Below are 25,662 nucleotides of genomic sequence, written 5' to 3' on the forward strand. Positions count from 1 at the left end.
GTTCTCAGTCCTCCAGGAGGCAGCCCGGATTGAGCCGCCCTTGCGGGTCGAAATGGGTCACCAGGTCACGCAGGGCGGCCAGGCCCCGCTCGCCTTTCTCGTGCACCAGCCAGGGAGCGTGGTCGCGGCCGACGCCGTGTTGATGGCTGATGGTGCCGCCGTTGGCGACGATGGCGTCGCTGGCGGCCTGCTTCATCGCCCACCAGCGTCGCCAGGTGCCTTGGTAGTCCTCCGAGCAGCGGAACACATAGGTGGTGTAGATACTGGAACCCTGCGCATACAAATGCGACAGGTGCGTGAATACGTGTGCGGTTTCGCCATCGCCGGCGTGATCGCGGATCGACTGCTCGATGGCCGCCACCGTGCGCGGTACCTGGCCCCAGTCCACGCAGGTCTCCAGGGTATCCACCGCGTAGCCCCGTTCCCAGAGGCCGTGGCGCAAATACGGGGAACGGAAACGCGCCTCCTCCCATTTACGGCCCAGGGCCCGGCCGGTGGTCACCCCACCGGCGGCGCGGATGGCCCGGCGTGCCTCGGCCAGGGTCCGGCGGCAATGGGCTTTGTCGCCGGTGACGCCGAAGGTAAGCATGCATTTGCGTTGTCGCGGCTGGCCGCGCAGGGCCAGATAACGTTCCAGGGCCGCCACCAGCCGTTCGTGGCCGGCCAGGGTAAGCTGGGTGCGGGTTTCCTCGGCGTTGGAAACGCGCACCATGGACAGTGGCACCCGCGCCTGCACCAGGTGACGGGCCAGTAACACGGCGCTGTCCCAATCCGGCAGGAAGGCGACATGAAACTGCTCGTCCTCGGGCAGCGGGCTGACCCGCGCCTTGACCTCGGTGATCACCCCCAGGCGGCCTTCCGAGCCCATCACCATCTCACGCAGATCCGGGCCCGCGGAGGACGCCGGAATGGTGGGCAGGGTCAGGGTACCGGTGGGCGTTTCCATCCGGCCGCCGGCGAACAGCTGCTCGATGCGTCCGTAGCGCAGGGATTGTTGACCGCTGGAGCGGCTCGCCACCCAGCCCCCCAGAGTGGAAAGCTCCCAGGATTGGGGATAGTGGCCGAGCCGGTAGCCCCGCTCGGCAAGCTGGCGTTCCACGTCCGGGCCGGCGGTGCCCGCCCCGAAGGTGGCGATCTGGCTGGCTTCATCCAGGTCGGTGAGGCGGTTGAGCTTCGCCAGGCTGAGGGTCAGCACCGGGCGCTCACCGGCACGGGGATTGATGTGCCCCGCCACCGACGTGCCACCGCCGTAAGGAATCAGCAGCAGGTCCTGGTCGGCGCACCAGTCGAGCAGTTCGCGTACCTGATCGCTGCTGTCCGGAAAGGCGACGCCGTCCGGAAACACTCCGAAGTCCCCGGAGCGCATCGCCAGCCAGTCGGCCAGGCTTTGCCCGCGGGCATGCCGCAGCCGGGTCTCCGGGTCCGTGACCACCAGCGGGTGGTCCGGCAGGCGGCTGGCCGGCACCGTGGCCAGCACCTGCCGCAGATCCGCGTCGGCGAGCCGCCGGCCGGCACCCAGGCGGGCCTCCAGAAAGGCGGCGCCGGTCGCTTTCAAGGGATAGTCGTTGGCGCTGTCGCCCCAGCCGTTCCAGCGTCGCATGCGGTCGGTTCTCCTGCGGTGGCCGCGATAAAACCTCGATGATAGTGCCCGGGCGGCATGCTTTCACTGGCCTTGGCGGACAAAAATGGACTTTTAAGGACAAGGCGCCCCGCTTCGGGCCCAGGTGAGGCAACGCCGGTCTCATTCCCAGGCTACGCGACTTTACCGATTTTTACCGGCTGGCTATGGTTTCGCCTCCCCGGTGGGCTAAGGTGAAGCCACCGGAAAACAAAGGATCTAAGGAGCGACAATGAAACGTCTTGCCGGAAGCCTCATGCTGGCGGGGGCCGTGACCCTGGCCGGCTGTAGCACCATCAACCCGTACACGGGTGAGAAACAGACTTCCAAGGCCACCTCCGGCGCCGCCATCGGCGCGGTGAGCGGTGCCCTGCTGGGGATCGCCACCTCCGACAACGCCAAGGAGCGCAAGGAACGGGCACTGGCCGGTGCCGGTATCGGCGCCATCGCCGGCGGCGGCGTGGGCTACTACATGGACACCCAGGAAGCCAAGCTGCGCCAGAAACTGGAAGGCACCGGCGTATCCGTGACCCGTCAGGGCGACCGCATCATCCTCAACATGCCGGGTAACGTGACCTTCGCCACCGACAGCACCGCCGTGCAAGGCAACTTCCGCCCGGTGCTGGATTCCGTGGCCGAAGTGCTCAAGGAGTACAAATCCACCATGATTCAGGTGGCCGGCCACACCGACAGCACCGGCGGCGAGCGTTATAACCTGCTGCTGTCCCAGCAGCGCGCCCAGGCCGTGTCCCAGGTCCTGCAGGGCTTCGGCGTGCAGGCGGTGCGTATCGACACGGTCGGTTTCGGCGAAACCCAGCCGATCGCCGACAATGGCACCGCCAGCGGTCGCCAGCAGAACCGTCGCGTTGAACTGACCCTGATCCCCTACGAGAAGTAAGCCCCACCAGCAGGGGCGGCGCCCGCCGCTCCTGCTATTCCGCGATTATTCCGCGGCGTCCTCCACCGGCACTTCCTCGATCTGCTTTTTGGCGCGCAGCCGCCATACCAGAAACGCCAGCGGCACCATCAACACCACCACCAGCATGTACGGGAAGCGGTGATCCACCGAATAGAGCCCGGTTCCCACCAACGGCCCCAGCACGAACCCCAGGGACGGACAGGCGCTCGCCAGGCCGGCCACCCTGCCCTGCTCCTCGCTGGCCACCCGAAGACTGGCCAGGGCCATGATGGCGGGCATCCCGAAACCGATCCCCAGCCCCACCAGCATCACCGCCGCGGTCATGCCGATGCGGTTATCGAACACCCACAGCAACCCGGCGCCGACGCCGATGGCGGGTACCGCCACCGCCAGCAGCACCAGCGCCGGGGCCCGCAACCACTGCACGACGAGCAACTGGCCCAGCAGCGAGGTTATCGCCGCCGCCATCATGGTGGTGCCCAGGGCGCCGGCGGCCTCCGCCGGGCTCATGTGCAGCGCGTCCTGGAACAGGAAACCCAGGGTTTGCTGGATCAGCGCCAGGCACATGAACAGCACCACGCCGGTGACCAGAAGATCACGGAAACGGCGGTCGCCATAGGCGCGCAGCCCGGTGGCAAGCACCGCGCGCACGCGCTGGTCGGCGGGCTGGCCCCGGTACGGCGAAGGCGGCAGGAAAAACATCACCGCCAGGGCCATCAGCCCCACCAGGGCCGCCACCAGATACAGCGGCAGCACCAGGGACACCGCGGCCAGCATGCCACCCACGCCGGGGCCCAGCACGGTGCCCAGATTGTTGGCGGCGCCAATGCGGGCCATGCCCCGGGTACGGGCCTCCGGGGTGGTGATGTCGGCGGTGTAGGCCGCCGCCGAGGGGGGCGTGGCGGCCATGATCAGCGCCTGGGCCATGCGCGCCACCACCAGGAGGGCAAGCAGCGCGCCGCCGGCCAGCAACCCGGTGAGGCCAAGGTGGAAGATCACGCCGAAGATCAGCGTGCCCACGGCGTAGCCGCTCAGGCCGATGATCAGCACCGGACGGCGCCCGCGCAGTTCGCTCAGATAGCCCCAGATCGGGCTGGCCAGGGCGAACGCCAGGGACGAGCAGCTGATGATCAGGCCCACCTGGATTTCCGCCAGCCCGGCGGCGCGGCCCAGGGAAGGTAGCAGAATGAACACCAGGGTCTGGCCCAGGGCGGTGACGCCCACGGCCCCCAGCAGCAGGGCCTGGGTCGGGCCGGGGGCGAGCGAGGGGTTCAATTGTTTTCTTCGGAAAGCAGGAAATGGGCCCGGGCGATGGTGATCGGCTCTTCCCGGCGCTTCTGCCAGGCGCTGATGTGCACATTGGCGATACGCCGTCCCAGGCGGGTAATTCGGCATTCCGCGAAAGTATCGCGGAACAGCCCGGCACGCAGGTAATCGATGGTGAAGTCGATGGTCTTGGGCACCTTGGGCTCGCCCATTTCCAGCAGGATGAAAATGATCGCGGCCTGTTCCATGAAGCCGGCCACCGCGCCACCATGCAGCGCCGGCAGCGTCGGGTTGCCGATATTGTCCGGATTCTTGGGCAGGATAAAGGTGAGCTCCTCTCCCTGAACACGCAGTTCAATGCCCAGGAAGCGGGCGTAGGGCACCCGGTCCACCAGATCCTGATAATCCGCCTTGCCGTGCCGGCAGGCTTCGATCAGCGCTTTGAGGCTCTCGGTCATCAGGACACCACCCGGCCGTTCTTGTCGATTTTCATACGCGTGTAGGTGGCCAGCCCGGTGGCCACCGGCTCGCCGTCTTCCTTGCCTTCCTCCCAGGTGGTCAGCCTGACGAAGGTGACGTGCTCGGTGAGCCGGTAGCAGGCGGCATGGCAGATCACCGCCTTGCCCGGCGTCGGCGCGTGCAGGTGATCGACCCGGAAGTCGATGGTCGGGGTGATCTCGAAGTTCGGGTACAGCCGGCAACTGTTGGCCATGCCACCGGCCTGGTCCATCATCGCGAAGATGGCACCGCCATGCAGTACGCCGGTGTCCGGATTGCCGACCAGATCCTCGCGCCAGGGCAGGCGCACGCGCACGCCCTCTTCCTCGGCGCTGAGCACTTCCATGCCCAGGTTGCGCGAGTGCTTTACCGTTTCCAGGGAACGGTTGCACACATCCATTCGGGTGTAGGGAATCTTGGAATCCGTCACGGCGGCCAATGCTCGGTTACTGCGGGCCCGGCAAGATTACCCCCTCGTTTCCACAGGTTCAATTGGCGAGAGGTTGCATGGCGCCACGCCCATCCCTTACCCGCTCCACCCGCGCGCTGCGTCACGCCATCGAGCGGCGCAGGCATCCACGGCGGTTCATTCAGACCGACAAGACGCCCTGGGAGGAAATCCATCGCGACGGCATCATGGCGGTGCGGCATTACAGCCTGCCTCCGATGGCCGAGGTGGCGGTCGGCCAGGACACCGTGCCGGTGCGCCGGGACAAGCACCGGCTGCCGCTGATTCTGGTGCCGGCGCTTGGCATTCACTGCTGGACCTTCGACCTGATGCCCAACCGCTCCATGGTCCGTTACCTGATGGCACGGGGCCATGATGTCTATCTGATCGACTGGGGCCAGCCTTCCCAGGCCGATCGGGAGTTGGACCTGGACACCTACGTGAACCGCTGGTTGCCGGAGGCGGTGGCGGCGGTGCTCGCCGACAGCGGCGCCGAGCGGGTCAATCTGCTCGGCTATTGCATGGGCGGGCTGCTCAGCCTGCTCTATCTGGGCGGACACCCGGGCGCCCCGGTGAACAGCCTGGCGACCATCGCCAGCCCAGTGAACTTCCACAAGAGCGGCCCGTTCGGCAAGGTATTCAGCCTGGCGGCGATTCCCGCCATGCAGGTCCACGACTGGTTCCAGTTCCGACTTGAGCCGCTGGACAGCAAGCTGTTCCATATCCCCGCCAACCTGTTGTCATGGGGATTCAAACTCACCAACCCGCCGGGGCTGGTGCAGTCCTATATGGACCTGGTACGCAACATCGGCGACCGCGACTACGTCACCGAGTACATGACCATGGGCCAGTGGTTCAACGACATGGTGGATTATCCCGGCGCCGTGGTGCGCGAGGTGATCGAGAAGATGATCCTGGCCAACAGCCTGGCACGCGGCCGGTTGACCATCGGCGAGCGACGGGTGGATTTCGGGCGCATCACCCAGGACCTGCTCGCCTTCGGCGGCGCCAGCGACCGTATCGTCAGCGTGCGCGCCGCCAAGGAAGTGCTCAAGGTGGTGGGCAGCCGGGACAAGCGTTTCGAGGTGGCCCCGGGCGGTCATGCCGGAGTATTCGCCGGCGGCAAGGCACCGGCGCATTGCTGGCGGGTCATCGCGGACTGGCTGGCGGATCGGGCGGACTGATCAGTCCGCCGGGGTGATGGCCGCGTCCAGGTTGTCGCTCATCCGCTGGCTGTAGCGGTACACCAGGAACGGCACCGCGTCGTCGCCGAACTTGACCAGGGAACCGCGCACGAACTCCCATTTCAGCCGTGACTGCTCCAGGGCTTCCTGCAACGGCGCATTGCCGCGATGGGCCGCCTGGGCCCGTTTCAAACGCTGCTCGAACGCATCCAGTTCGGCGCGAAAGGCGTCCTGGTCGGCGTCGCCGCCGGCCACGATGCCGGTGTAGGTGGCGGTGAGCCGTTGCAGATCGGTGATCAGCCGTTGCACGTCGTCGTAATCACCGCTTTGCCCACCCTCGAAGGCGTCCAGCCGTTCGGCGACCCGTGCCGGTACCTCATCGAAACGAGCCGGCTGGCCTTCTCCGGTGGGGTCCAGCCGTGCCCATTGCGCTTCGAGATCGGCGACCAGCGCCTGTTCGTCCTCGTCCCCGGCGGTGCCGGAAAGCGCGCTCAGAGTGGTGGCGGCGGTGCTGGCGGTTTTATTCAGGGACTGACCGTAGCCCTGGTCGCCATCCATCAAGGCAAGCATGTGGTGGTCGGTGCTGATCCGCCAGAGCTGGCGTTCGAAGGTTTCGAGCTGGGCGCGCGCCAGCGCCGCCTGGCCCAGGGCCGGCAGCAACAGCATGGCGAGCAGGGCTCCCCGCAGCAGGGTGGGCATAGAATCTCCTAACCACTTGTCGTTATTGTCCGCCGGTGGCGGATAAGCTCGCGCAAGATAGTACAACGCCACCCCTTTTACCAACTCAGCGCGTGTTCAATTCCTGATACAGCGCCTCATATTCCTCGGTCAGTTTGTGACGGGGATTCCAGTTCACCAGCGGCGTGGCCCGCTCGTGGGACTCACGCATGGCGACGCTGGCGGACAGCCGGCTGGCCAGCATGGGCAGGCCCTCCTCCTCGAGCGCCGCCACCAGTTCCTGGGGCAGCCGCGCACGGGGCTGGAACTGGTTCACCACGATGCCTTCCAGGGTCAGGTCCTCGTTGTGGTCCTCGCGCACCTCCTGAATGTTTTCCAGCAGCGTATAGAGTGCCTTGCGCGAGAAGGCGTCGCAGTCGAACGGGATCAGTACCCGCTCGGCGGCGATCAGCGCCGACAGGGTGTAGAAATTGAAAGCCGGCGGCGTGTCCACGTAGATGTCGTCAAACTCCCGGGCCAGGCTCTTGAGCAGGCCGCGCAGTTTATAGATCTTGTGTTTGGATTCCAGCAGGTGCTCGATCTCGCCCAACTCGCCGTCGGAGGGCAGCACATAGAGGTTCTCGAAGCGGGTGGCGTGCACGTAATCCCGGGGGGCCTTTTCCTTGAGCTTGAAGGACAGCGTCTGGCCGAAGAAGGTGCCGATGTTGGGCGTGGGGCCGCTTTCATGCTGATAGGCCGCCATGCCGAGCAGGTACTGGCTGGCGTTGCACTGGGGGTCCAGATCCACGACCAGGGTCTTGCGGCCCCGGGCGGCGCCGATCGCCGCCAGGTTCACGGTGATGCTGGATTTGCCCACGCCGCCCTTCTGATTGAACACCACTCTGCGCATCCTCTGCTCCTCCGCGCGCCATCATCGAAAACCGTTCGTCCGATCATACACATCGGCCCACGCGCCTCCCAGGCCGCCGCGCCCACCGCCCACGTCGGCGGGATAGTCCACAGAAACTGTGGATAACATCGTTAACAACCGGTTGAAGAGGCGCGCTGGCGCCATGATCCCGGCGTGCCGCGCGGATTGATCGTTCCGTGGCCAGGACGGCGGCAATTGGCGGTGGACGCCGTCGGGTCGACGGTTCAGTATGCGATAAACACCATGTTTACCAAGGAGCATGACCATGTCCGTCTCGCCTCTTGCCCGGGTTCCCGACGGCAGCGCACTGAAACCGGTGCCCGGTGATCGCGGCTGGCCACTGATCGGCAATACCCTGAGCAGCATGCGCGACCCGGTGGGCATGCTGCGACAACGGTACGACACCTATGGCCCGGTGTCGTGGACCTCCCTGTTCGGCCTGCGCATGGTCCAGTTGCTGGGCCCGGACGCCAACCAGTTCGTGCTGCTCAATCGCGACAACCTGTTCTCCAACCATGGTGGCTGGGACTTCTTCATCGGTCCGTTCTTCCATCGCGGGATCATGTTGCTGGATTTCGAGGAGCATCGCTGGCACCGGCGCATCATGCAGCAGGCGTTCACGCGACCGGCCCTGGAGGGTTACCTGGCGCGCATGAGCCCGCGCATCGGCGAGGGGCTGGCGCGCTGGCCGGACGGCCCCGTTCTGGTGCTGCCCCGCCTCAAACAACTGACCCTGGATCTGGCCACGGACGTATTCATGGGCAGCGAGCTGGGCCCTCGGGCCGAGCGCATCAACCAGGCCTTCGTGGATACCGTGCGCGCCGGCACCGCCCTGCTCCGTTTCCCAGTACCGGGCCTGCGCTGGTCCCGGGGGCTGAAGGGACGGCGGGTTCTGGAAGCCCTGTTCCGCGAGGAGATTCCCGCGCGCCGTGCCGGCAGCGACAGCGACCTGTTCAGCGCCCTGTGCCACGCCACCACCGAGGACGGCGAGCGCTTCTCCGACGACGACGTGGTCAACCACATGATCTTTCTGATGATGGCGGCCCACGACACCACCACCATCACGCTGACCAACCTGTTCTATCAACTGGCGCGGAATCCGGGTTGGCAGGAACGGCTACGCGCGGAAAGCCGGGCACTGGGCAAGGACGAGCTGGATTACGGCGACCTGGAGGCGCTGCCGGGCATTTCCCTGGCCATGAAAGAGGCCCTGCGCCTGTGCGCGCCGGTGCCTTCCTTGCCCCGCCGCACGGTGCGCGACGCGGAGTACCAGGGCCATTACATCCCGGCGGGCACCTTCGTTACGGTGGCGCCCTACTTCACCCATTACATGGAGGAGTACTGGCCGGACCCGGAGCGGTTCGATCCGGAACGTTTCGCGGAGGGACGCCGGGAGGACAAGGTGCACCCCTACGCCTGGGTGCCGTTCGGCGGCGGCGCGCACAAGTGCATCGGGCTGCATTTCGCCGAGATGCAGGTCAAGGCGATTCTGCACCGGGTGCTGTTGCGTTGGCGCTGGTCGGTGCCCAGCGGCTACGAAATGCCGGTGGACACCACCAGTTTGCCGGTACCCAAGGACGGATTGCCGGTGACCTTGGAGCGCTCACCGTAGGAGCGGCTTTAGCCGCGATCAGCGGGTGACGGTCTCGCCTTCTCGCAGGGTCACGAACTCCTCCGCCGAAGTGGGGTGGATTCCGATGGTGCGGTCGAAATCCGCCTTGGTGGCGCCCATTCGGATCGCCACCGCGAAGCCCTGGGTGATCTCCGAGGCTTCCTCGCCGGCCATGTGCAGGCCCACCACCCGGTCGCTGGCATCGTCGACGATCAGTTTAACCAGGGTTTTTTCCTGGATATCGCCCAGGGTATAACGCATGGGCCGGAACCGGCCCCGATAGACGCGCACGGTGCCGAAACGCTCCAGGGCCTCCTCCTCGGTGAACCCCACGGTGCCAATATTAGGATGGCAGAACACCGCCGTCGGCACGTCCCGATAATCCAGCGGCCCCTGCGGCTTGTCCTTGGCGAACAGATGAGCGGCCAGCCACATGCCCTCGGCCAGGGCCACCGGTGTCAGTTGCAGGCGGTCGATCACATCACCCAGGGCGTAGACGCCGTCCAGGGAAGTCTGCAGACCCTCATCCACGCGCACCGCGCCGTTGTCGGCGGTGTCCAGGCACACGCCCTCGGCGAGCAGATTGTCCAGGCGCGGGACCCGGCCAGTGGCGTAGAACACCTCGTCGACCAGCAGCTCACCGCCGCCGTCGAGGCGCAGCACCCACCGGCCATCCCGTTCCTCGATGGCCGCCACGTCGGTGTTGAAGTGCAGCTTCACGCCGCTGGCCCCCATTTGCTCGGCCACGAAGGTGCGCACATCGTGGTCGAAACCGCGCAGGAACAGTTCGCCGCGGTAGAGCTGGTGCACGGTGACGCCAAGACCGTTGAGGATCGACGCGAACTCGCTGGCGATATAGCCGCCGCCCACCACCGCCACGGTGTCCGGGAGCCGGTCCAGGTAGAACAGGTCGTCGGAGATGCGCACCTTGTCGTTACCGGGAAAGTCCGGTACGAACGGTTTACCGCCGGTGGCGATGAGGATGCGTTCGGCATTGAGTTGGACGTCGCCGTCCACGCTCACCCGACCGGCGCCCTCGATGCGACCGTGGCCTTCGAAGACGGTGACGCCGGCGTTGTCCAGCAGGCGCCGGTAGATGCCGTTGAGCCGTTCGATCTCCCGGGTCTTGTTGTCGCGCAAGGTAGCCCAGTCAAAGGACCATCCCTCCACGGTATAGCCGTAATCGGCGGCGAGCCGGAATTCATCCGGGAACCCGGCGCCGTAGGCAAACAGCTTCTTGGGCACGCAGCCCACGTTCACGCAGGTGCCACCGAAAAAACGCTCCTCGATGATCGCCACCCGGGCGCCGTGGCCGGCGGCCATGCGGGCGGCGCGCACACCGCCGGAGCCGGCGCCGATCACCACCAGGTCGAAGTCGTTAGCCAACGGTCTCTCCTCGTTATTGGTCGATTGAATCATTGATCTCAGGCGCCCACCCGGAAACGGGCGAAGGGCGCGTGCAGGCTCGGCCGGCCCTGGCGCAGGTAGACACCGGGTTCGATCGGCGGCCACAGTTCTTCCAGGGGCATGGAATCACCATTGGCGTTGACCATGCGAGCGTGATGACGGCGTAGCTGACGCGGCTCGCCGACCCCGCAGGCATGGGCGATGGTTTCCACCTCCTTGACCAGATTGTCATGGAAGTGGGCCACCCGTCGCCCTTTCTCGGCGGGCACCAGCCCGCGCTGCAGGCGCGGGTTATGAGTGGTGACGCCGGTCGGGCAGGTGTTGCGGTTGCACTGCATCGCCTGAATGCAGCCGAGAGCGAACATGTAGCCCCGGGCGGACACACAGAAATCCGCGCCGATCGCTATGGCCCAGGCCACCATGGTGGGATTGATCAGCTTGCCGGACGCGATCACCCGGATGCGTTCGCGCAGGCCGAAACCGTCGCGCAAATCCACCACCAGGGGCAGCGACTCGGCCAGGTTCAGGCCGACATCGTCCATCAGCGACATCGGCGCGGCACCGGTGCCCCCCTCGCCGCTGTCCACGGTGATGAAATCCGGGGCGCTGTCCAGGCCGCGCTGGTGGATCTCCATGAACAGGTCCTCCAGCCACTGCCAGGAGCCGATCACGGTCTTGATGCCCACTGGCTTGCCGGTGACTTCCCGCACGCGGTGGATCATGTCCAGCAGATCAGCGGCGCAGCGAACGCCCGGCTGGCCATTCGGGCTCACCGAGGCCTCGCCGGCCGGGATGCCCCGGATGCGGGCGATCTCCGGGGTTACCTTGCTGGCGGGCAGAATGCCGCCCTTGCCCGGTTTGGCGCCCTGGCTGAGCTTGATCTCGAACATTTTCACTTCCGGATGGGCGGCGACCTCCTCGAGCTTGGCGTCGCTCAGGTTGCCCTCGTCGTCGCGCACGCCGTAGTAGGCGGTGCCGATCTGGAACACCAGGTCACAATGACCCTCGAGATGCATTTCGGTAAGCCCGCCCTCGCCGGTGTTCATCCAGCAGCCGGCGTAGCCGGCGCCCCGGGACAGGGCCTGCACCGCCGGCTTCGACAGGGCGCCGAAACTCATCCCCGACACATTGTGAAAACTGCGCGCCACGTAGGGCTGGCGAGCGTGGGGGCCGATCATCAGCGGCAGGGTCTCGGCGGCGTCTTTCTCCAGGGTCGGGTACGGTGTGTTGAGGAAGATCACCCGGCCCGGATCGTTCTGCTTGGTGGTGCCGAACGCCACCGTGTTGCTGAGATTCTTGGCGGCGCGGTATACCCAGCTTCGCTGGGCGCGGTTGAACGGCAGTTCCTCGCGGTCCATGGCGAAGAAATACTGGCGGAAAAACTCGCCGATATGCTCGAAGAAATAACGGAAACGGCCGATCAACGGGTAGTTGCGGCGAATGGCGTGGGCTTTTTGCAGATAGCGGTCCTGGAACCACAGCACCGCGGCGGTTACCGACAGCACGAACAGTATCAGCAACAGACCCAGGGCCAGCCAGGTGGTCAGCAGGTCGACCCAGGCATGCAACCGATCCGACAGCATAAATCCTCCTTTATCCGGTCCCGGCATGCTACCACGATCATCGCCCCCGGACGGCAGCGCCGGGTGAAAGCTTGGCGCCCTCTCCGCCGAAAGAATGAGAACCCGCCCGGGGCTTCCCTACGACGAAGCTAGTACCCGGGATGGGACTGTGGTATCAAGGGGGCTCGGAATCGGGATCCGGACTGGACAACAACATGAAGATCACGGGGGTGATCGGCGCGGGGCTGACCCTGACGCTGATTCTGGGCGCGTCCACCGCGGCGGCCGACAACATCTACAAGTACCGGGGGGCCAACGGGGAGATACTGTTCACCGACCAGCCCCAGGAGAAGGTGGGCGCGCACTATACCCTGCTCTCCGTGCGCAAGGGCTGGAGCTACCAGCCCCGGGCACTCACCGATTTCCAGCGTAACCGTTACGACACCCTGATCCAGTCCGCCGCCGGCAGCTTCGAGGTGGAGCCGGCACTGGTGAAAGCGGTGATTCACGCGGAATCCCTGTTCGACCGCTACGCGGTCTCCCGGGTTGGTGCCCAGGGCCTGATGCAGCTCATGCCCCGCACCGCCCGTTATCTGGAAGTGACCAACCCGTTCGACGCCGGCGACAACATTCGCGGCGGCACCCGCTTCCTCGCCTACCTGCAGAACCGTTTCGACACGCTCGATCAGGTGCTGGCCGCCTACAACGCCGGCGAAGGCAATGTGCGCCGTTATGGCGGCATCCCGCCGTTCGCCGAAACCCAGGCCTATGTGCGCAAGGTGAAGGAGCTGCGTCTGCGTTATCAGCTAGAGATGGCCAACACGGAGACGGTGGCCAGCCGCTGAGCCCGCGCTCAATGGCCGCCGGTCGGGTCCAGGGAAACGCCCAGCCAGGGACCGTCGAATTCCAGTACGTACCGTTTCAGGCAGAACGCCGGCTGCGCGCGGCAGCGACCGCTGTGAAGGGAAAATTCCAGGCCATGGCCGGGGCAGCGCAGCACCCCATCACGCAGACTGGCGCGCTCCAAAGGGAAATCGCCATGGGGGCAACGCCGCTGCACCAGCCAGGTTTCCCCAGCCTCATGCAACAGCAATAACTCGTGTCGGCCAATGCGCACCGGCAGGCGCAGGCCATCGTGCAGGTCCAGGGTGCGGATCAAACGGTGGAACATGGCGGCTTCGTGGTAGCGACGATTCTTCGACCATAGCCGCAATGGCGTCGCCAAAAAAGACCCGCCTGGCCGTCAAGCCGGGCCGCGTCCGGGCGGTGCCAACTTCATCGCGACTGAAGTCGCTCCTACCTAATCCTCAACCTACGGAGTCGCGCTTGACGCCACCTCGTAGCGTCTCGTCGTGGCCACAATGGAGGATTCGGCCCACGAACGCACGACACGACGCCCACGAAAAAGCCCGGCGCAAGGCCGGGCTTCTTCGTGGATCGGTGGGGACGCTGGTCAGTGGCCGTGTTTCTCGGCCAGGTAGAACCAGGTATTGAGCACCGAATCCGGGTTCAGGGACACCGAGGAGATGCCCTGCTCCATCAGCCACTTGGCCAGATCCGGGTGATCGGACGGGCCCTGCCCGCAAATGCCGATGTACTTCTTCTGGGCATTGCAGGCATCGATGGCCATCTTCAACAGCACCTTCACCGCCGGGTCCCGCTCATCAAACAGGTGGCTGATGATGCCGGAATCCCGGTCCAGGCCCAGAGTCAGCTGGGTCAGGTCGTTGGAGCCGATGGAGAAGCCGTCGAAGAACTTCAGGAACTCGTCGGCGATCAACGCGTTGGTGGGCAGCTCGCACATCATGATCACGCGCAGACCGTTCTCGCCGCGCTTGAGACCGTTCTTGGCCAGCAGGTCGATGACCTGCTCGGCTTCGCCCGGCGTGCGCACGAACGGCACCATGATCTCCACGTTGGTGAAGCCCATTTCGTCACGCACCTTCTTCAGGGCACGGCACTCGAGCTCGAAGCAATCGCGGAAATTCTCGCTGATGTAGCGGCTGGCGCCCCGGAAGCCCAGCATCGGGTTCTCTTCGTGGGGTTCGTACAGGCTGCCACCGATCAGGTTGGCGTATTCATTGGACTTGAAGTCGGACAGCCGCACGATGGCCTTTTCCGGGTGGAAAGCGGCGGCCAGGGTAGAAATCCCCTCGACCAGCTTTTCCACGTAGAACTCCACCGGATCGTCGTAACCGGCGATGCGCTTGTCCGCCGCCTGTTTAACGTCCTTCGGCAGGCCGTCGTAGTTGAGCAGCGCCTTGGGGTGCACGCCGATCATGCGGTTGATGATGAACTCAAGGCGCGCCAGACCCACGCCCTGGTTGGGCAGGGTGGCGAAATCGAAGGCCCGATCCGGGTTGCCCACGTTCATCATGATCTTGAACGGCAGTTTGGGCATGGACTCGATGGAGTTGCGCTGAATGTCGAAGTCCAGCTTGCCTTCATAGATGTTGCCGGTGTCGCCCTCGGCGCAGGACACGGTCACTTCCTGGCCGTCCTTGAGCTGCTCGGTGGCGTCGCCGCAGCCGACGATGGCCGGCACGCCCAGCTCACGGGCGATGATCGCCGCGTGGCAGGTACGGCCACCGCGATTGGTGACGATGGCGGAAGCACGCTTCATGACCGGTTCCCAATCCGGGTCGGTCATGTCGGTGACCAGCACGTCGCCGGCTTCCACGCGGTCCATTTCCTTGATGCTGCTGACGATGCGAACCGGGCCGGCGCCGATGCGCTGACCGATGGCGCGACCTTCCACCAGCACCTTGCCGGTCTGCTTGAGCAGGTAACGCTCCATCACCGAGGCGTCGGAACGGCTCTTCACCGTTTCCGGGCGGGCCTGCACGATGAACAGCTTGTTGGTATCACCGTCCAGCGCCCACTCAATGTCCATGGGCATGCCGTAGTGTTTTTCGATCTCGATGGCCTGGCGGGACAGATCCTCCACCTGGGCATCGGTGAGGCAGAAACGCAGGCGGTCGGCCTGGGGTACATCCACGGTCTGCACGGACTTGCCGGCGCTGGCTTCGCTGCCGTAGACCATTTTCTGCAGCTTGCTGCCCAGGTTACGGCGCAGAATCGACGGCTTCTTGTTGAGCAGCGTCTTCTTGTGTACGTAGAACTCGTCCGGGTTCACGGCACCCTGCACCACCATCTCGCCGAGGCCGTAGGAGGCGGTGATGAACACCACGTCGCGGAAACCGGATTCGGTGTCCAGGGTGAACATGACGCCGGCGGCGCCGGTCTCGGAGCGCACCATCTGCTGCACGCCGGCGGACAACGCCACCAGCTTGTGGTCAAAGCCCTGGTGCACCCGGTAGCTGATCGCGCGATCGTTGAACAGGGAGGCGAACACCTCCTTGACCGCCACCATCACGTGGTCCAGGCCACGGATATTGAGGAAGGTTTCCTGCTGGCCGGCGAAGGATGCGTCGGGCAGGTCCTCGGCGGTGGCGGAGGAACGCACCGCTACCGGGAACTCGGCGTCGTCGCCACCCATTTTTTCGTACGCGTCCCGAATCGCGGCTTCCAGAGCGGGCTGGAAGGGGGCGTCCACCACCCACTTGCGAATCTTTTCACCGGTTTCCGCCAGAGCCACCACGTCTTCCACGTCCAGCGCGCCGAGGGCGTCGTTGATCTTGGTGGTGAGATCGTTGTGTTCCAGGAATTCACGGAACGCTTCCGCAGTGGTGGCAAAACCGCCCGGGACGGACACGCCGGCCGCCGCCAGGTTGCTGATCATCTCGCCAAGGGAGGCATTCTTGCCGCCGACGCGCTCCACGTCGTCCTTGCCCAGATCCTGAAACCAGACTACGTATTCCGCCAAGGTCGTCTCCTTAAGTGTTGCTGGCCGAGGAACCCGGGACCGGTGTGGTACACCGTGTTTCGGCGGTTCCCGGCTTTACCGGAATGAATCGAGGCGCCATTCTACCCAAAACGACGGCGCTTTGCCCGCCCGTATTGGCGAAACTGTTACGACTTTTGTGGAAGCCCCGCGCGACCCCGCGCGAGCTGTTACCGGGAGCTCCAAGTTCATGAAAAGAACGGCTTTTTTTATTTCCGACGGCACCGGCATCACCGCCGAGACCCTGGGACACACCCTGCTCAGCCAGTTCGGCAGCATAGAATTTAACCAGGTCACCATTCCGTATGTGCAGTCCGACGAGCTCGCTCGCCAGGCGGTGAACCGCATCGACCGGGCCGCCCGGGACGACGGCGCCACCCCGGTGGTGTTCTCTACCCTGGTTAACGATACCCACCGCCAGATCCTGCATACCTGCAAGGGTCGGGTGCTGGATTTGTTCACCGCCTATCAGAAGCCGCTGGAGGAAGAGCTGGGCGTACCGGCCAACCACAAGGTGGGCCAGAGCCACGCGATCCGCGACCAGCAGGCCTACCGCATCCGCATCAACGCGGTGCATTTCGCGCTCGATAACGACGATGGCGCGCGCACCCGCCACTATGATCAGGCGGACCTGATCCTGGTCGGGGTATCACGCTCCGGCAAGACCCCGACCTGCCTGTACCTGGCGCTGCAGTTCGGCCTGTTCACCGCCAACTATCCGCTGACCGAGGACGATTTCGACGACCTGCGCCTGCCCGACGCCCTGGCCCCACACCGACACAAGCTGTTCGGGCTGACCATCAACGCGGAGCGCCTCAGCGCCATTCGCAGCGAGCGCAAGGCCGGCAGCCGTTACGCGTCGCCGCGCCAGTGCGACATGGAAGTGCGCGCCCTGCAGGCGCTGTACAACAAGTTCAATATTCCCCACCTGGATGCCACCGAGCTGTCCATCGAGGAGATCAGTACCCGTATTCTGGCCATGACCGGCCTGCAGCGTCGGCTGCAGTAAACCCAACTCCGAAGGAGCGACCGTAGGAGCGACTTCAGTCGCGATTGCAGACGCGCTAGGTGATCCTGCCCAGCAATGCGGTGATCGCGACTGAAGCGGAGCGCCGCCCGGTCGCTCCTACAAAGGGGCCGCCGGCTCAGATGACCAGCCGATCCATGAACTCGTTGACCGGCGTGGCCTCGAGGCGCCCGGCGTCGCGGCACAGCTCCATGATTGCCGCCGCCCGACCGGCCGGGAAGCGGGTCGCCAGGTTGCGGAGGAACTTGTCTTCCAGTACCGGAATGCCCTCCTCCCGGCGCCGGCGGTGGCCGATCGGGTATTCCACCGCCACCTGCTCGGTGCTGGAGCCGTCGCTGAAAAACACCTGCACGGCGTTGGCGATGGAGCGCTTCTCCGGATCGTAGTAATCCTTCGAATAGCCCGGGTCCTCGACGATCTCCATTTTTTCGCGCAGTTGGTCGATGATCGGATGGGCCTGGTGGAAGGCGTCCTCGTAATGGTCCGCGTTCAGTTCGCCCAGGATCAGTGGCACGGCGGTCATGTACTGGATGCAGTGATCGCGGTCCGCCGGGTTGGCCAGCGGGCCCTGCTTGGAAATGATGCGGATCGCCGAATCGTGGGTGGTAATGACGATGCGCTCGATCTGGTCGAGGCGGTCCTTGACCTTCGGATGCAGGGTCACCGCCGCCTCGCAGGCGGTCTGGCTGTGGAATTCCGCCGGGAAGCTCAGCTTGAACAGAATGTTTTCCATCACGTAGGAACCGTACTCGCGCTGGAACTTGAAGCGGCGGTCCTGCTCCGGTTTGAGCTTCTGGTCCTTGTTGGTCTTGGAAAACAACACGTCATAGAAGCCCCACTGCGGCGCGCTGAGCGCGCCGGGGATGCCCATCTCACCGCGCCGGGCGATATCCGCCAGGCGTACCGCCCGGCTGGTGGCGTCGCCGGCGGCCCAGGATTTTCGCGAACCGGCGTTGGGGGCGTGCCGGTAGGTGCGCAGGGACTGGCCGTCCACCCAGGCGTGGGACACGGCGGAGAGCAGTTGTTCCCGGTCAGCGCCCATCAGGCGTGCCACCACCGCCGTGGACGCCACCTTGACCAGTACCACGTGATCCAGGCCGACCCGGTTGAAGGAATTTTCCAACGCCAGCACGCCCTGGATTTCATGGGCCATGATCATCGCTTCCAGCACCGTCTTCATGGTCAGCGGCGGCTTACCCACGGCCAGGTTCTTCTGCGACAGATGGTCGGCCACCGCCAGGATGCCGCCCAGGTTGTCGGACGGGTGGCCCCACTCCGCCGCCAGCCAGGTATCGTTGTAGTCCAGCCAGCGCACGATGCAGCCGATGTCCCAGGCCGCCTTCACCGGATCAAGCCGGAACGAGGTGCCCGGCACCCGGGCGCCATGGGGCACCACGGTGCCTTCCACCAGGGGGCCCAGGTGCTTGGTGCATTCCGGGAAGCGCAACGCCAGCAGGCCGCAGCCCAGGGTGTCCATCAGACACAGGCGCGCGGTGTCCCAGGCCTCCTCCGACTGGATCTCATAGCCGAGCACATAGTCTACGATGTCCTGGATTTCCGGGTCGTAGTCGGGGCGTTGGTTCTGATCCACATTGCCGGTCATGGTGCCTCCTTGATGATGCGTTCGGTTGGCGGCGGAGCTATCGCGACTGAAGTCGCTCCTACAATGTCTTCTGTAGGAGCGACTTCAGTCGCGATCCGGCGGCGCTTACGAAAGCACGTCGCCGGGCACGCGCACCCAGCCTTCCATCAATACCCGGGCGCTGCGACTCATGGTGGCCTTGGTGACCTGCCAGCGGTCGCCTTCCCGGCGCGCTTCACCGCCCACCTTGAGCGTACCGGAGGGATGACCGAAACGCACCGAGTCCCGCTCGCCGCCGCCGGCGGCCTGGTTCACCAGGGTGCCCGGGATAGCGGCGGCGGTGCCGATGGCCACCGCCGCGGTGCCCATCATGGCGTGGTGCAACTTGCCCATGGAAAGCGCCCGCACCAGTAGATCGATATCGCCGGCGGCCACGGTCTTGCCACTGGACGCCAGGTATTCCCGGGGCGGCGCCACGAACGCCACTTTCGGCGTGTGCTGGCGCTGCTCGGCCTCCTCCAGGGACTGGATCAGCCCCATGCGCAGGGCGCCGTGGGCGCGGATGGTCTCGAACCGGGCCAGCGCCCGGGCATCCTCGTTGATGTCGCCCTGCAGCTCGGTGCCGGTGTAACCGATGTCCTCGGCATTGACGAACACGGTGGGGATACCGGCGTTGATCATGGTCGCCTTCAAGGTACCGACGCCGGGCACCTCCAGGTCGTCCACCGGGTTGCCGGTGGGGAACAGGGCGCCCTCCCCGTCCGCCGGATCGAGGAACTCGATTTTCACCTCGGCGGCGGGAAAGGTGACGCCGTCCAGCTCGAAGTCACCGGTTTCCTGCACCTCGCCGTTGGTGATCGGGATGCGGGCGATGATGGTCTTCTCGATGTTGGCCTGCCAGATGCGGATTTCCGCCTCGCCGTTGTCCGGTATCCGCGACGGGTCCACCAGACCGTTGCTGATGGCGAAGGCGCCCACCGCGGCGGTCAGGTTGCCGCAGTTGCCGCTCCAGTCGATGAACGGCTTGTCGATGGAGACCTGGCCGAACAGGTAATCCACGTCGTGGCCTTCGCGGGCACTGGCGGACAGGATCACCGTCTTGCTGGTGCTGGAGGTGGCGCCGCCCATGCCGTCGGTGTGCTTGCCGTAGGGGTCGGGGCTGCCGATCACGCGCAGCAACAGAGCGTCGCGGGCCGGGCCCGGCACCCGGGCGGCTTCCGGCAGATCATCAAGCCGGAAGAACACGCCCTTGCTGGTGCCGCCACGCATGTAGGTGGCGGGTATCTTGATCTGTGGTGCGTGGGACATAGCAGGTCCTTTCAGTTGGTGTGGGCTTGCGCAGGCACGCATGCACGCTTGCACGCTTGCACGCTTGCACGCTAAAAGACAACCACGTCTGAGCCGCCGTGCTTGCCGCTGCCACCGCCGCGCGGCTCTTTCCGAAAGCCCGTCGGCTGGCTCGGATAGCGTGCCAGCGTGCCAGCGTCCAGGCATCAGCTCGCCTTCACGAACTCCTTGGCGAACTTCTGCAGGATGCCACCGGCGGAGTACACCGACACTTCCTCGGCGGTGTCCAGGCGGCAGATCACCGGGACCTCCTCGCTGTCGCCGTTGGCGCGGTGGATCACCAGGGTCAGTTCGGCCCTGGGCGCCGGCGTGCCCTTGACGTCGAAGGTCTCGGTGCCGTCGATGTTCAGGGTCTTGCGGGTGGTGCCTTCCTGGAACTGCAGCGGCATCACGCCCATGCCGATCAGGTTGGTGCGGTGGATGCGTTCGAAGCCTTCGGCGACGATCGCTTCCACGCCGGCCAGCGCCACGCCCTTGGCGGCCCAGTCCCGGGACGAGCCCTGACCGTAGTCGGCGCCGGCGATGATGATCAGCGGCTGCTTGCGTTTCATGTAGGTTTCAATGGCTTCCCACATGCGGGTGCTCTTGCCTTCCGGCTCGATGCGGGCGTAGGAGCCTTGCTTCACCTCGCCGTTCTCGTCGCGCACCATCTCGTTGAGCAGCTTGGGGTTGGCGAAGGTGGCTCGCTGGGCGGTCAGGTGATCGCCCCGGTGGGTGGCGTAGGAGTTGAAGTCCTCCTCCGGCAGTCCCATTTTCGCCAGGTATTCGCCGGCGGCGCTGTCCAGCAGGATGGCGTTGGACGGCGACAGGTGGTCGGTGGTGATGTTGTCGCCGAGCACCGCCAGCGGGCGCATGCCCTTCAGCCCGCGCTCGCCGGCCATGGTGCCTTCCCAGTACGGCGGGCGGCGGATGTAAGTGCTCTTCGGCCGCCAGTCGTACAGCGGGCTGGCCGCCCGGGCGCCGTCGCCTTTTTTCTCGAACATGGGAATGTAGGTGGCGCGGAACTGCTCCGGCTTCACGCTGGCCTTGACGATGGCGTCGATCTCGCTGTCCTCCGGCCAGATGTCCTTGAGCAGGATCGGGTTGCCGTCGGCGTCATGGCCCAGGGCATCCTTTTCGATATCGAAACGGATGGTGCCGGCGATGGCGTAGGCCACCACCAGCGGCGGCGAGGCCAGGAACGCCTGCTTGGCGTAGGGGTGGATACGACCGTCGAAGTTACGGTTGCCGGACAGCACGGCGGTGGCGTACAGGTCCCGCTCGATCACTTCCTGCTGGATCTTCGGGTCCAGAGCGCCACTCATGCCGTTGCAGGTGGTGCAGGCAAAGGCCACCACGTCAAAGCCCAGGCTCTGCAACTCCGGCAGCAGGTTGGCCTCTTCCAGGTACATCTTGACGGTCTTGGAGCCCGGCGCCAGGGAGGATTTGACCCACGGCTTGCGAACCAGCCCCAGCCGGTTGGCGTTCCGCGCGATCAGGCCCGCGGCGATCATGTTGCGCGGGTTGCTGGTGTTGGTGCAGGAGGTGATGGCGGCGATGATCACCGCGCCGTCGGGCATTTCGCCCTCCTTCTCCTCCCACTGACCGGCCACGCCCCGGGAGGCGAGTTCCGAGGTGGGCAGCCGCGCGTGCGGGTTGGACGGCCCGGCCAGGGTACGTTCCACCTTGGACATGTCGAAACGCAGCACGCGCTCGTACTCCACGCCCTTCAGGGTATCCGCCCAGAAGCCGGCTTCCTTGGCGTAGGTTTCGGTGAGCTTCACCTGGTCATCGTCGCGACCGGTGAGCTTCAGGTAATCAATGGTCTGGCCATCGATGTAGAACATGGCCGCGGTGGCGCCGTATTCCGGGGTCATGTTGGAAATGGTGGCGCGGTCGCCCACGGTCAGGGAGTCGGCGCCCTCGCCGAAGAATTCCAGGTAGGCGCCCACCACGCGTTCCTTGCGCAGGAACTCGGTGAGCGACAGCACCAGGTCGGTGCCGGTGATGCCCGGCTTGAGCTTGCCGGTGAGTTCCACGCCGACGATGTCCGGCAGGCGCATCATGGACGGGTTACCCAGCATCACGTTCTCGGCTTCGAGACCGCCCACGCCCACGGAGATCACGCCCAGGGCATCCACCATGGGGGTGTGGCTGTCGGTGCCCACACAGGTGTCCGGGAACGCCACGCCATCCTTCACCTGCACCACCGGCGACATCTTTTCCAGATTGATCTGGTGCATGATGCCGTTGCCCGGGGGAATCACGTCCACGTTGTCGAACGCGGTCTTGGTCCAGTTGATGAAATGGAAGCGGTCCTCGTTGCGACGCTCCTCCACCGCCCGGTTCTTCTCGAAGGCATCCTTCTCGAAGCCCGGGTGTTCCACCGCCAGGGAGTGGTCCACGATCAGCTGGGTGGGTACCACCGGATTGACCTTGGCCGGGTCGCCGCCTTTCTCGGCGATCGCATCACGCAGGCCGGCCAGGTCCACCAGGGCGGTCTGCCCGAGGATGTCGTGGCATACCACCCGTGCCGGGTACCAGGGGAAATCCAGATCGCGCTTGCGCTCGATCAGTTGCTTGAGCGAGTCGGTGAGCGCCGCCGGCTCGCAACGGCGCACCAGTTGCTCGGCCAGCACCCGGGAGGTGTACGGCAGCTTGTCGTAGGCACCGGGCTGGATCGCATCCACGGCGGCGCGGGTGTCGAAATAATCCAGCTCGGTGCCGGGAAGGCGTTTGCGGTATTCGGTGTTCATGGATGGCCTTGGGGTTACCTGGGTGGATGGGGGGAACGCTAGACGCCGGACGCTGGACGCCAAAACCCGGTCTGCAAGAATAGGTGTGTTTCCTGCCAGGCAACGAGGCGCAGGCAGGAAACACGCCCAAACCCGGACGTCTAGGGTTTAGCGTCCGGCGTCCGGCGTTTCCAGCCTCAACGCTCGGCGATGGGCGTCACCTTGCGCAGTTCCGGGCCGGTATATTCAGCGCTCGGGCGGATGATGCGGTTGTCGGCGCGTTGCTCGAACACATGGGCGGCCCAGCCGGTCAGCCGGCTCATCACGAAGATCGGCGTGAACAGCTTGGTGGGGATACCCATGAAGTGGTAGGCGGAGGCGTGGAAGAAATCCGCGTTGCAGAACAACTTCTTCTCGCGCCACATCACTTCCTCGCAGCGCACGGAAATGTCGTAGAGGTTCTCGCCGTTGACGTCGCGGGACAGTTTTTCCGACCAGTGCTTGATGATCGCGTTGCGCGGATCGGATTCCCGGTAGATCGCGTGGCCGAAGCCCATGATCTTTTCCTTGCGCTCAAGCATGCCCAGCATGCCCTTTTCGGCATCTTCCGGGTCCTTGAAGCCCTCGATCATGTCCATCGCCGCCTCGTTGGCGCCACCGTGCAGCGGACCACGCAGGGAGCCGATGGCACCGGTGATGCAGCTGTGGATGTCGCTCAGCGTGGACGCGCACACCCGGGCGGTGAAGGTGGAGGCGTTGAACTCGTGCTCGGCGTACAGAATCAGTGAAACGTGCATCACCGCCTCGTGCAGCTCATTGGGCTTCTCGCCGCGCAGCAGGTGCAGGAAATGGGCGCCGATGGAGTCGTCATCGGTCTCGGTTTCCACGCGCACGCCATCGTGGCTGTAGCGGTACCAGTAGCAAATGATGCTCGGGAACGCCGCCAGCATGCGGTCGGTGGCGTCCTGCTGCTGCTCGAAGCTGGTCTCGGTTTCCAGGTTGCCGAGCATGGAGCAGCCGGTACGCATCACGTCCATAGGGTGGGCGTCCTTGGGAATCCGCTCCAGCACTTCCTTGAGCGCCTGGGGCAGACCACGCAGGCCCTTGAGCTTCTTCTTGTAGGCGTCCAGCTCCGCCTGGGTGGGCAGCGCGCCTTTCAGAATCAGGTGGGCGACCTCCTCGAACTGGCAGTTCTCCGCCAGGTCCTTGACGTCGTAGCCACGGTAAGTGAGGCCGGAGCCACTTTTGCCCACGGTGGAAAGGGCCGTTTTACCGGCGACCTGGCCGCGCAGGCCGGCACCGCTGAGTTGCTTCTCTGCCATCGTCATCGTCCTCGTTTTGACGGGTCCGTTATTCTCCGCGCTGCTTGGCGAAGAGCTCGTCGAGTTTTTGTTCGTAGTCGTGGTAACCCAGGAAGTCGTACAGATCCATGCGGGTCTGCATGATATCGACCACGTTCTTCTGGGTGCCTTCCTCACGGATGGTCTGGTAGACCCGCAGCGCCGCCTGGTTCATGGCGCGGAACGCCGACAGCGGGTACAGAATCATGCCGGCGCCGGCGTCGCGCAGTTCCTCGCGGGTGAACAGCGGCGTGGCGCCGAATTCGGTGATATTGGCCAGCAGCGGCGTGTCGCCGAGCCCTTCGGAGAACGCCTTGTAATCCTCCAGGGTGTGCACCGCCTCGGCGAAGATGCCATCAGCGCCGGCCTCCGCGCAGGCACGGGCCCGTTCCACGGCGGACTCCAGGCCCTCCTTCTGGAACGCGTCGGTACGCGCGATGATGAAGAAATCATCGTCAGTGCGGGCATCGGCGGCGGCCTTGATACGATCCACCATTTCCTGCTGGGACACGATTTCCTTGTTGGGGCGATGGCCGCAACGCTTCTGCGCCACCTGATCCTCCAGGTGCACGGCGCCGGCGCCGGCGCGGATCATTTCCTTGATGGTGCGGCCGATGTTGAAGGCGCCGCCCCAGCCGGTGTCGATGTCCACCAGCAACGGCACTTCGGAGGCGGCGCTGATGCGGCGCACGTCCTCAAGCACGTCGTTCATGGTGGTCATGCCCAGGTCCGGCAGACCATAGGAGGCGTTGGCGACGCCGCCGCCGGACAGGTAAATGGCGCGGTAACCGACCTGCTCCGCCATCATCGCGGTGTAGGCATTGATGGTACCCATGATCTGAAGCGGTTGTTCTTCCGCCAGGGCTTGCCGGAAACGGGCACCGGCGCTGCTGGGACGGCTCATTGGGGACTCCTTTGGGCTTGCTGTTCGATGTTCTCCCGGGCGCGGCCGATATGGCGGCGCATCAGGAGTTCGGCCATCTCCGCGTCGCGGGCCTCGATGGCCTCGACGATGCGGCGGTGTTCGTGCAGGGCTTTCTGTGGCCGGTTGGCGGTGGTGCTGAACTGGTAGCGGTACATGCGCACCAGGTGATACAGCTCGCCGATCAACATGCGAATCAGCGTCCGGTTGTGGCTGCCCTGAATAATGCGGTAATGGAAGTCGAGGTCGCCCTCGCGCTGGAAGTAGGCGGTATCCTCACGGATGTCCTGCTGCTGCTCGTGCTGCGCCAGCACCCGGTGCAGGCCGGCCACTTCCTGGTCGGTCATGCGCTCGGCGGCGAGACGCGCCGCCTGCCCTTCCAGCGCCTCGCGCACGTAGTAGATTTCAATCAGATCCTCGAAGCTGAGCGATGCCACCCGGGTGCCCACGTGCACCTCGCGTTCCAGCAGCTTGCGGGATTCCAGCCGCCGGATCGCCTCGCGCAGCGGCCCCCGGCTAACGCCATAGCGACCGGCCAGCTCGGTTTCGCTGACTTTGCTGCCGGGCGGAATCTCACCACGCACGATATCATCCTGCAGGCGGGTGAAAACCCGGTCCGCCAGGGTGCGGGTGCTGCCTTCGGCGAGCTGGTTCATGAATGGGCGACTCCGCTGATTGTCGACAATGGATCGAGTTGGCGGGCACTTTACTCCCCGCTCCCCTTCCTTTCAATGGTTATTGTCGACAATCTTTCCCGGGCACCATGCTTTGCTCCGCCCGGAGG

General features: G+C 65.2%; 21 protein-coding genes. 5 read left to right on the forward strand and 16 right to left on the reverse strand.

The features are described from left to right. Nucleotides 1-4: 4 nt before the first annotated feature. Complete coding sequence (locus tag ACLD02_RS17155) at nt 5-1,600, reverse strand: FAD-binding oxidoreductase (RefSeq protein ID WP_410299265.1); 1,596 nt, start codon at nt 1,598-1,600, stop codon at nt 5-7. A gap of 250 nt (nt 1,601-1,850) precedes the next feature. Between ACLD02_RS17155 and ACLD02_RS17160 the strand changes: the two genes are divergently transcribed. Then, a complete protein-coding gene (locus tag ACLD02_RS17160) occupies nt 1,851-2,516 on the forward strand; it encodes an OmpA family protein (RefSeq protein ID WP_203101581.1) in 666 nt (221 codons plus the stop codon). Between the two features lie 45 nt (nt 2,517-2,561). Here the strand turns inward: ACLD02_RS17160 and ACLD02_RS17165 are convergent, their stop codons facing one another. From ACLD02_RS17165 to ACLD02_RS17175, 3 genes are read right to left on the reverse strand one after another with little or no spacing between them, the layout of a single operon-like run. Then, nucleotides 2,562-3,812 carry an MFS transporter gene (locus ACLD02_RS17165; RefSeq protein WP_203101886.1) on the reverse strand — a complete coding sequence of 417 codons (1,251 nt, stop codon included), beginning with the start codon at nt 3,810-3,812 and terminating at the stop codon, nt 2,562-2,564. Next, on the reverse strand, nt 3,809-4,261 hold the full coding sequence (locus ACLD02_RS17170; RefSeq protein WP_203101583.1) for a PaaI family thioesterase: 453 nt from the start codon (nt 4,259-4,261) through the stop codon (nt 3,809-3,811). Before ACLD02_RS17170 ends, ACLD02_RS17165 begins: the two co-directional genes overlap by 4 nt. Then, nucleotides 4,261-4,731 carry a PaaI family thioesterase gene (locus ACLD02_RS17175; protein ID WP_338015170.1) on the reverse strand — a complete coding sequence of 157 codons (471 nt, stop codon included), beginning with the start codon at nt 4,729-4,731 and terminating at the stop codon, nt 4,261-4,263. The genes ACLD02_RS17170 and ACLD02_RS17175 overlap by 1 nt, the downstream gene beginning before the upstream one ends. 77 nt (nt 4,732-4,808) lie before the next feature. On the opposite strand from ACLD02_RS17175, the gene ACLD02_RS17180 reads away from it, so the two are divergent. Continuing rightward, nucleotides 4,809-5,933, forward strand: coding sequence for an alpha/beta fold hydrolase (locus tag ACLD02_RS17180; RefSeq protein ID WP_203101585.1), 1,125 nt, complete (start codon nt 4,809-4,811; stop codon nt 5,931-5,933). On the opposite strand, the gene ACLD02_RS17185 is transcribed toward ACLD02_RS17180, so the two are convergent. Beyond that, a complete protein-coding gene (locus ACLD02_RS17185; RefSeq protein ID WP_203101586.1) occupies nt 5,934-6,632 on the reverse strand; it encodes a hypothetical protein in 699 nt (232 codons plus the stop codon). It lies immediately after the preceding gene. An 85-nt stretch (nt 6,633-6,717) separates the two neighbouring features. Next, on the reverse strand, nt 6,718-7,500 hold the full coding sequence (locus tag ACLD02_RS17190; protein WP_203101587.1) for a ParA family protein: 783 nt from the start codon (nt 7,498-7,500) through the stop codon (nt 6,718-6,720). Nucleotides 7,501-7,786: 286 nt separating this feature from the next. On the opposite strand from ACLD02_RS17190, the gene ACLD02_RS17195 reads away from it, so the two are divergent. Then, complete coding sequence (locus ACLD02_RS17195; protein ID WP_238400865.1) at nt 7,787-9,133, forward strand: cytochrome P450; 1,347 nt, start codon at nt 7,787-7,789, stop codon at nt 9,131-9,133. Nucleotides 9,134-9,151: 18 nt separating this feature from the next. Here the strand turns inward: ACLD02_RS17195 and gorA are convergent, their stop codons facing one another. Together gorA and ACLD02_RS17205 are read right to left on the reverse strand one after the other, a co-directional pair. After that, nucleotides 9,152-10,519: a glutathione-disulfide reductase gene (gorA, locus tag ACLD02_RS17200; RefSeq protein WP_410299266.1), complete on the reverse strand. Its 1,368-nt coding sequence runs from the start codon at nt 10,517-10,519 to the stop codon at nt 9,152-9,154. Between the two features lie 38 nt (nt 10,520-10,557). After that, complete coding sequence (locus tag ACLD02_RS17205; protein ID WP_203101592.1) at nt 10,558-12,123, reverse strand: FMN-binding glutamate synthase family protein; 1,566 nt, start codon at nt 12,121-12,123, stop codon at nt 10,558-10,560. Nucleotides 12,124-12,317: 194 nt separating this feature from the next. Here ACLD02_RS17205 and ACLD02_RS17210 point away from each other — a divergent pair, with 194 nt between their 5' ends. Next, on the forward strand, nt 12,318-12,947 hold the full coding sequence (locus tag ACLD02_RS17210) for a lytic transglycosylase domain-containing protein (protein WP_410299267.1): 630 nt from the start codon (nt 12,318-12,320) through the stop codon (nt 12,945-12,947). A gap of 8 nt (nt 12,948-12,955) precedes the next feature. Here ACLD02_RS17210 and ACLD02_RS17215 read toward each other — a convergent pair whose 3' ends face one another. Further along, nucleotides 12,956-13,273 (reverse strand): Rieske 2Fe-2S domain-containing protein, encoded by a 318-nt coding sequence (locus ACLD02_RS17215; RefSeq protein ID WP_203101843.1) that lies wholly within the window; start codon nt 13,271-13,273, stop codon nt 12,956-12,958. Between the two features lie 282 nt (nt 13,274-13,555). Beyond that, on the reverse strand, nt 13,556-15,928 hold the full coding sequence (gene ppsA / locus ACLD02_RS17220; RefSeq protein ID WP_203101594.1) for a phosphoenolpyruvate synthase: 2,373 nt from the start codon (nt 15,926-15,928) through the stop codon (nt 13,556-13,558). 208 nt (nt 15,929-16,136) lie between these two features. On the opposite strand from ppsA, the gene ACLD02_RS17225 reads away from it, so the two are divergent. After that, the gene (locus ACLD02_RS17225) at nt 16,137-16,955 is read left to right on the forward strand and encodes a pyruvate, water dikinase regulatory protein (RefSeq protein WP_203101595.1); all 819 of its coding nucleotides are present in this window, start codon (nt 16,137-16,139) and stop codon (nt 16,953-16,955) included. 136 nt (nt 16,956-17,091) lie between these two features. Here ACLD02_RS17225 and prpD read toward each other — a convergent pair whose 3' ends face one another. The 6 genes from prpD to ACLD02_RS17255 form a co-directional block, all read right to left on the reverse strand. Next, a complete protein-coding gene (prpD, locus tag ACLD02_RS17230; protein WP_203101596.1) occupies nt 17,092-18,576 on the reverse strand; it encodes a 2-methylcitrate dehydratase in 1,485 nt (494 codons plus the stop codon). A gap of 105 nt (nt 18,577-18,681) precedes the next feature. After that, nucleotides 18,682-19,863, reverse strand: coding sequence for a 2-methylaconitate cis-trans isomerase PrpF (prpF, locus tag ACLD02_RS17235; protein WP_203101597.1), 1,182 nt, complete (start codon nt 19,861-19,863; stop codon nt 18,682-18,684). Nucleotides 19,864-20,048: 185 nt separating this feature from the next. Continuing rightward, on the reverse strand, nt 20,049-22,637 hold the full coding sequence (gene acnD, locus ACLD02_RS17240; RefSeq protein ID WP_410299268.1) for a Fe/S-dependent 2-methylisocitrate dehydratase AcnD: 2,589 nt from the start codon (nt 22,635-22,637) through the stop codon (nt 20,049-20,051). Between the two features lie 176 nt (nt 22,638-22,813). Continuing rightward, a complete protein-coding gene (gene prpC / locus ACLD02_RS17245) occupies nt 22,814-23,938 on the reverse strand; it encodes a 2-methylcitrate synthase (RefSeq protein WP_410299269.1) in 1,125 nt (374 codons plus the stop codon). Between the two features lie 28 nt (nt 23,939-23,966). Beyond that, nucleotides 23,967-24,860, reverse strand: coding sequence for a methylisocitrate lyase (gene prpB / locus ACLD02_RS17250; RefSeq protein ID WP_203101600.1), 894 nt, complete (start codon nt 24,858-24,860; stop codon nt 23,967-23,969). After that, complete coding sequence (locus ACLD02_RS17255) at nt 24,857-25,534, reverse strand: GntR family transcriptional regulator (RefSeq protein WP_410299270.1); 678 nt, start codon at nt 25,532-25,534, stop codon at nt 24,857-24,859. The genes prpB and ACLD02_RS17255 overlap by 4 nt, the downstream gene beginning before the upstream one ends. Nucleotides 25,535-25,662: the final 128 nt, after the last annotated feature.

This window comes from Alloalcanivorax sp. C16-2, assembly GCF_046507615.1.
Taxonomy (GTDB): Bacteria; Pseudomonadota; Gammaproteobacteria; order Pseudomonadales; family Alcanivoracaceae; genus Alloalcanivorax; species Alloalcanivorax marinus_A.

Excerpts from the sequence above, each read along its gene's own strand:
- ACLD02_RS17160 (WP_203101581.1), top strand. The coding sequence starts at position 1,851 with ATGAAACGTCTTGCCGGAAGCCTCATGCTGGCGGGGGCCGTGACCCTG.
- ACLD02_RS17205 (WP_203101592.1), bottom strand. The coding sequence starts at position 12,123 with ATGCTGTCGGATCGGTTGCATGCCTGGGTCGACCTGCTGACCACCTGG.
- prpD (WP_203101596.1), bottom strand. The coding sequence starts at position 18,576 with ATGACCGGCAATGTGGATCAGAACCAACGCCCCGACTACGACCCGGAA.
- ACLD02_RS17155 (WP_410299265.1), bottom strand. The coding sequence starts at position 1,600 with ATGCGACGCTGGAACGGCTGGGGCGACAGCGCCAACGACTATCCCTTG.
- prpB (WP_203101600.1), bottom strand. The coding sequence starts at position 24,860 with ATGAGCCGTCCCAGCAGCGCCGGTGCCCGTTTCCGGCAAGCCCTGGCG.
- ACLD02_RS17190 (WP_203101587.1), bottom strand. The coding sequence starts at position 7,500 with ATGCGCAGAGTGGTGTTCAATCAGAAGGGCGGCGTGGGCAAATCCAGC.
- ACLD02_RS17225 (WP_203101595.1), top strand. The coding sequence starts at position 16,137 with ATGAAAAGAACGGCTTTTTTTATTTCCGACGGCACCGGCATCACCGCC.
- ACLD02_RS17170 (WP_203101583.1), bottom strand. The coding sequence starts at position 4,261 with ATGACCGAGAGCCTCAAAGCGCTGATCGAAGCCTGCCGGCACGGCAAG.
- ACLD02_RS17185 (WP_203101586.1), bottom strand. The coding sequence starts at position 6,632 with ATGCCCACCCTGCTGCGGGGAGCCCTGCTCGCCATGCTGTTGCTGCCG.
- prpC (WP_410299269.1), bottom strand. The coding sequence starts at position 23,938 with ATGGCAGAGAAGCAACTCAGCGGTGCCGGCCTGCGCGGCCAGGTCGCC.
- prpF (WP_203101597.1), bottom strand. The coding sequence starts at position 19,863 with ATGTCCCACGCACCACAGATCAAGATACCCGCCACCTACATGCGTGGC.
- ACLD02_RS17195 (WP_238400865.1), top strand. The coding sequence starts at position 7,787 with ATGTCCGTCTCGCCTCTTGCCCGGGTTCCCGACGGCAGCGCACTGAAA.
- ACLD02_RS17255 (WP_410299270.1), bottom strand. The coding sequence starts at position 25,534 with ATGAACCAGCTCGCCGAAGGCAGCACCCGCACCCTGGCGGACCGGGTT.
- ACLD02_RS17180 (WP_203101585.1), top strand. The coding sequence starts at position 4,809 with ATGGCGCCACGCCCATCCCTTACCCGCTCCACCCGCGCGCTGCGTCAC.
- acnD (WP_410299268.1), bottom strand. The coding sequence starts at position 22,637 with ATGAACACCGAATACCGCAAACGCCTTCCCGGCACCGAGCTGGATTAT.
- ACLD02_RS17215 (WP_203101843.1), bottom strand. The coding sequence starts at position 13,273 with ATGTTCCACCGTTTGATCCGCACCCTGGACCTGCACGATGGCCTGCGC.
- ACLD02_RS17210 (WP_410299267.1), top strand. The coding sequence starts at position 12,318 with ATGAAGATCACGGGGGTGATCGGCGCGGGGCTGACCCTGACGCTGATT.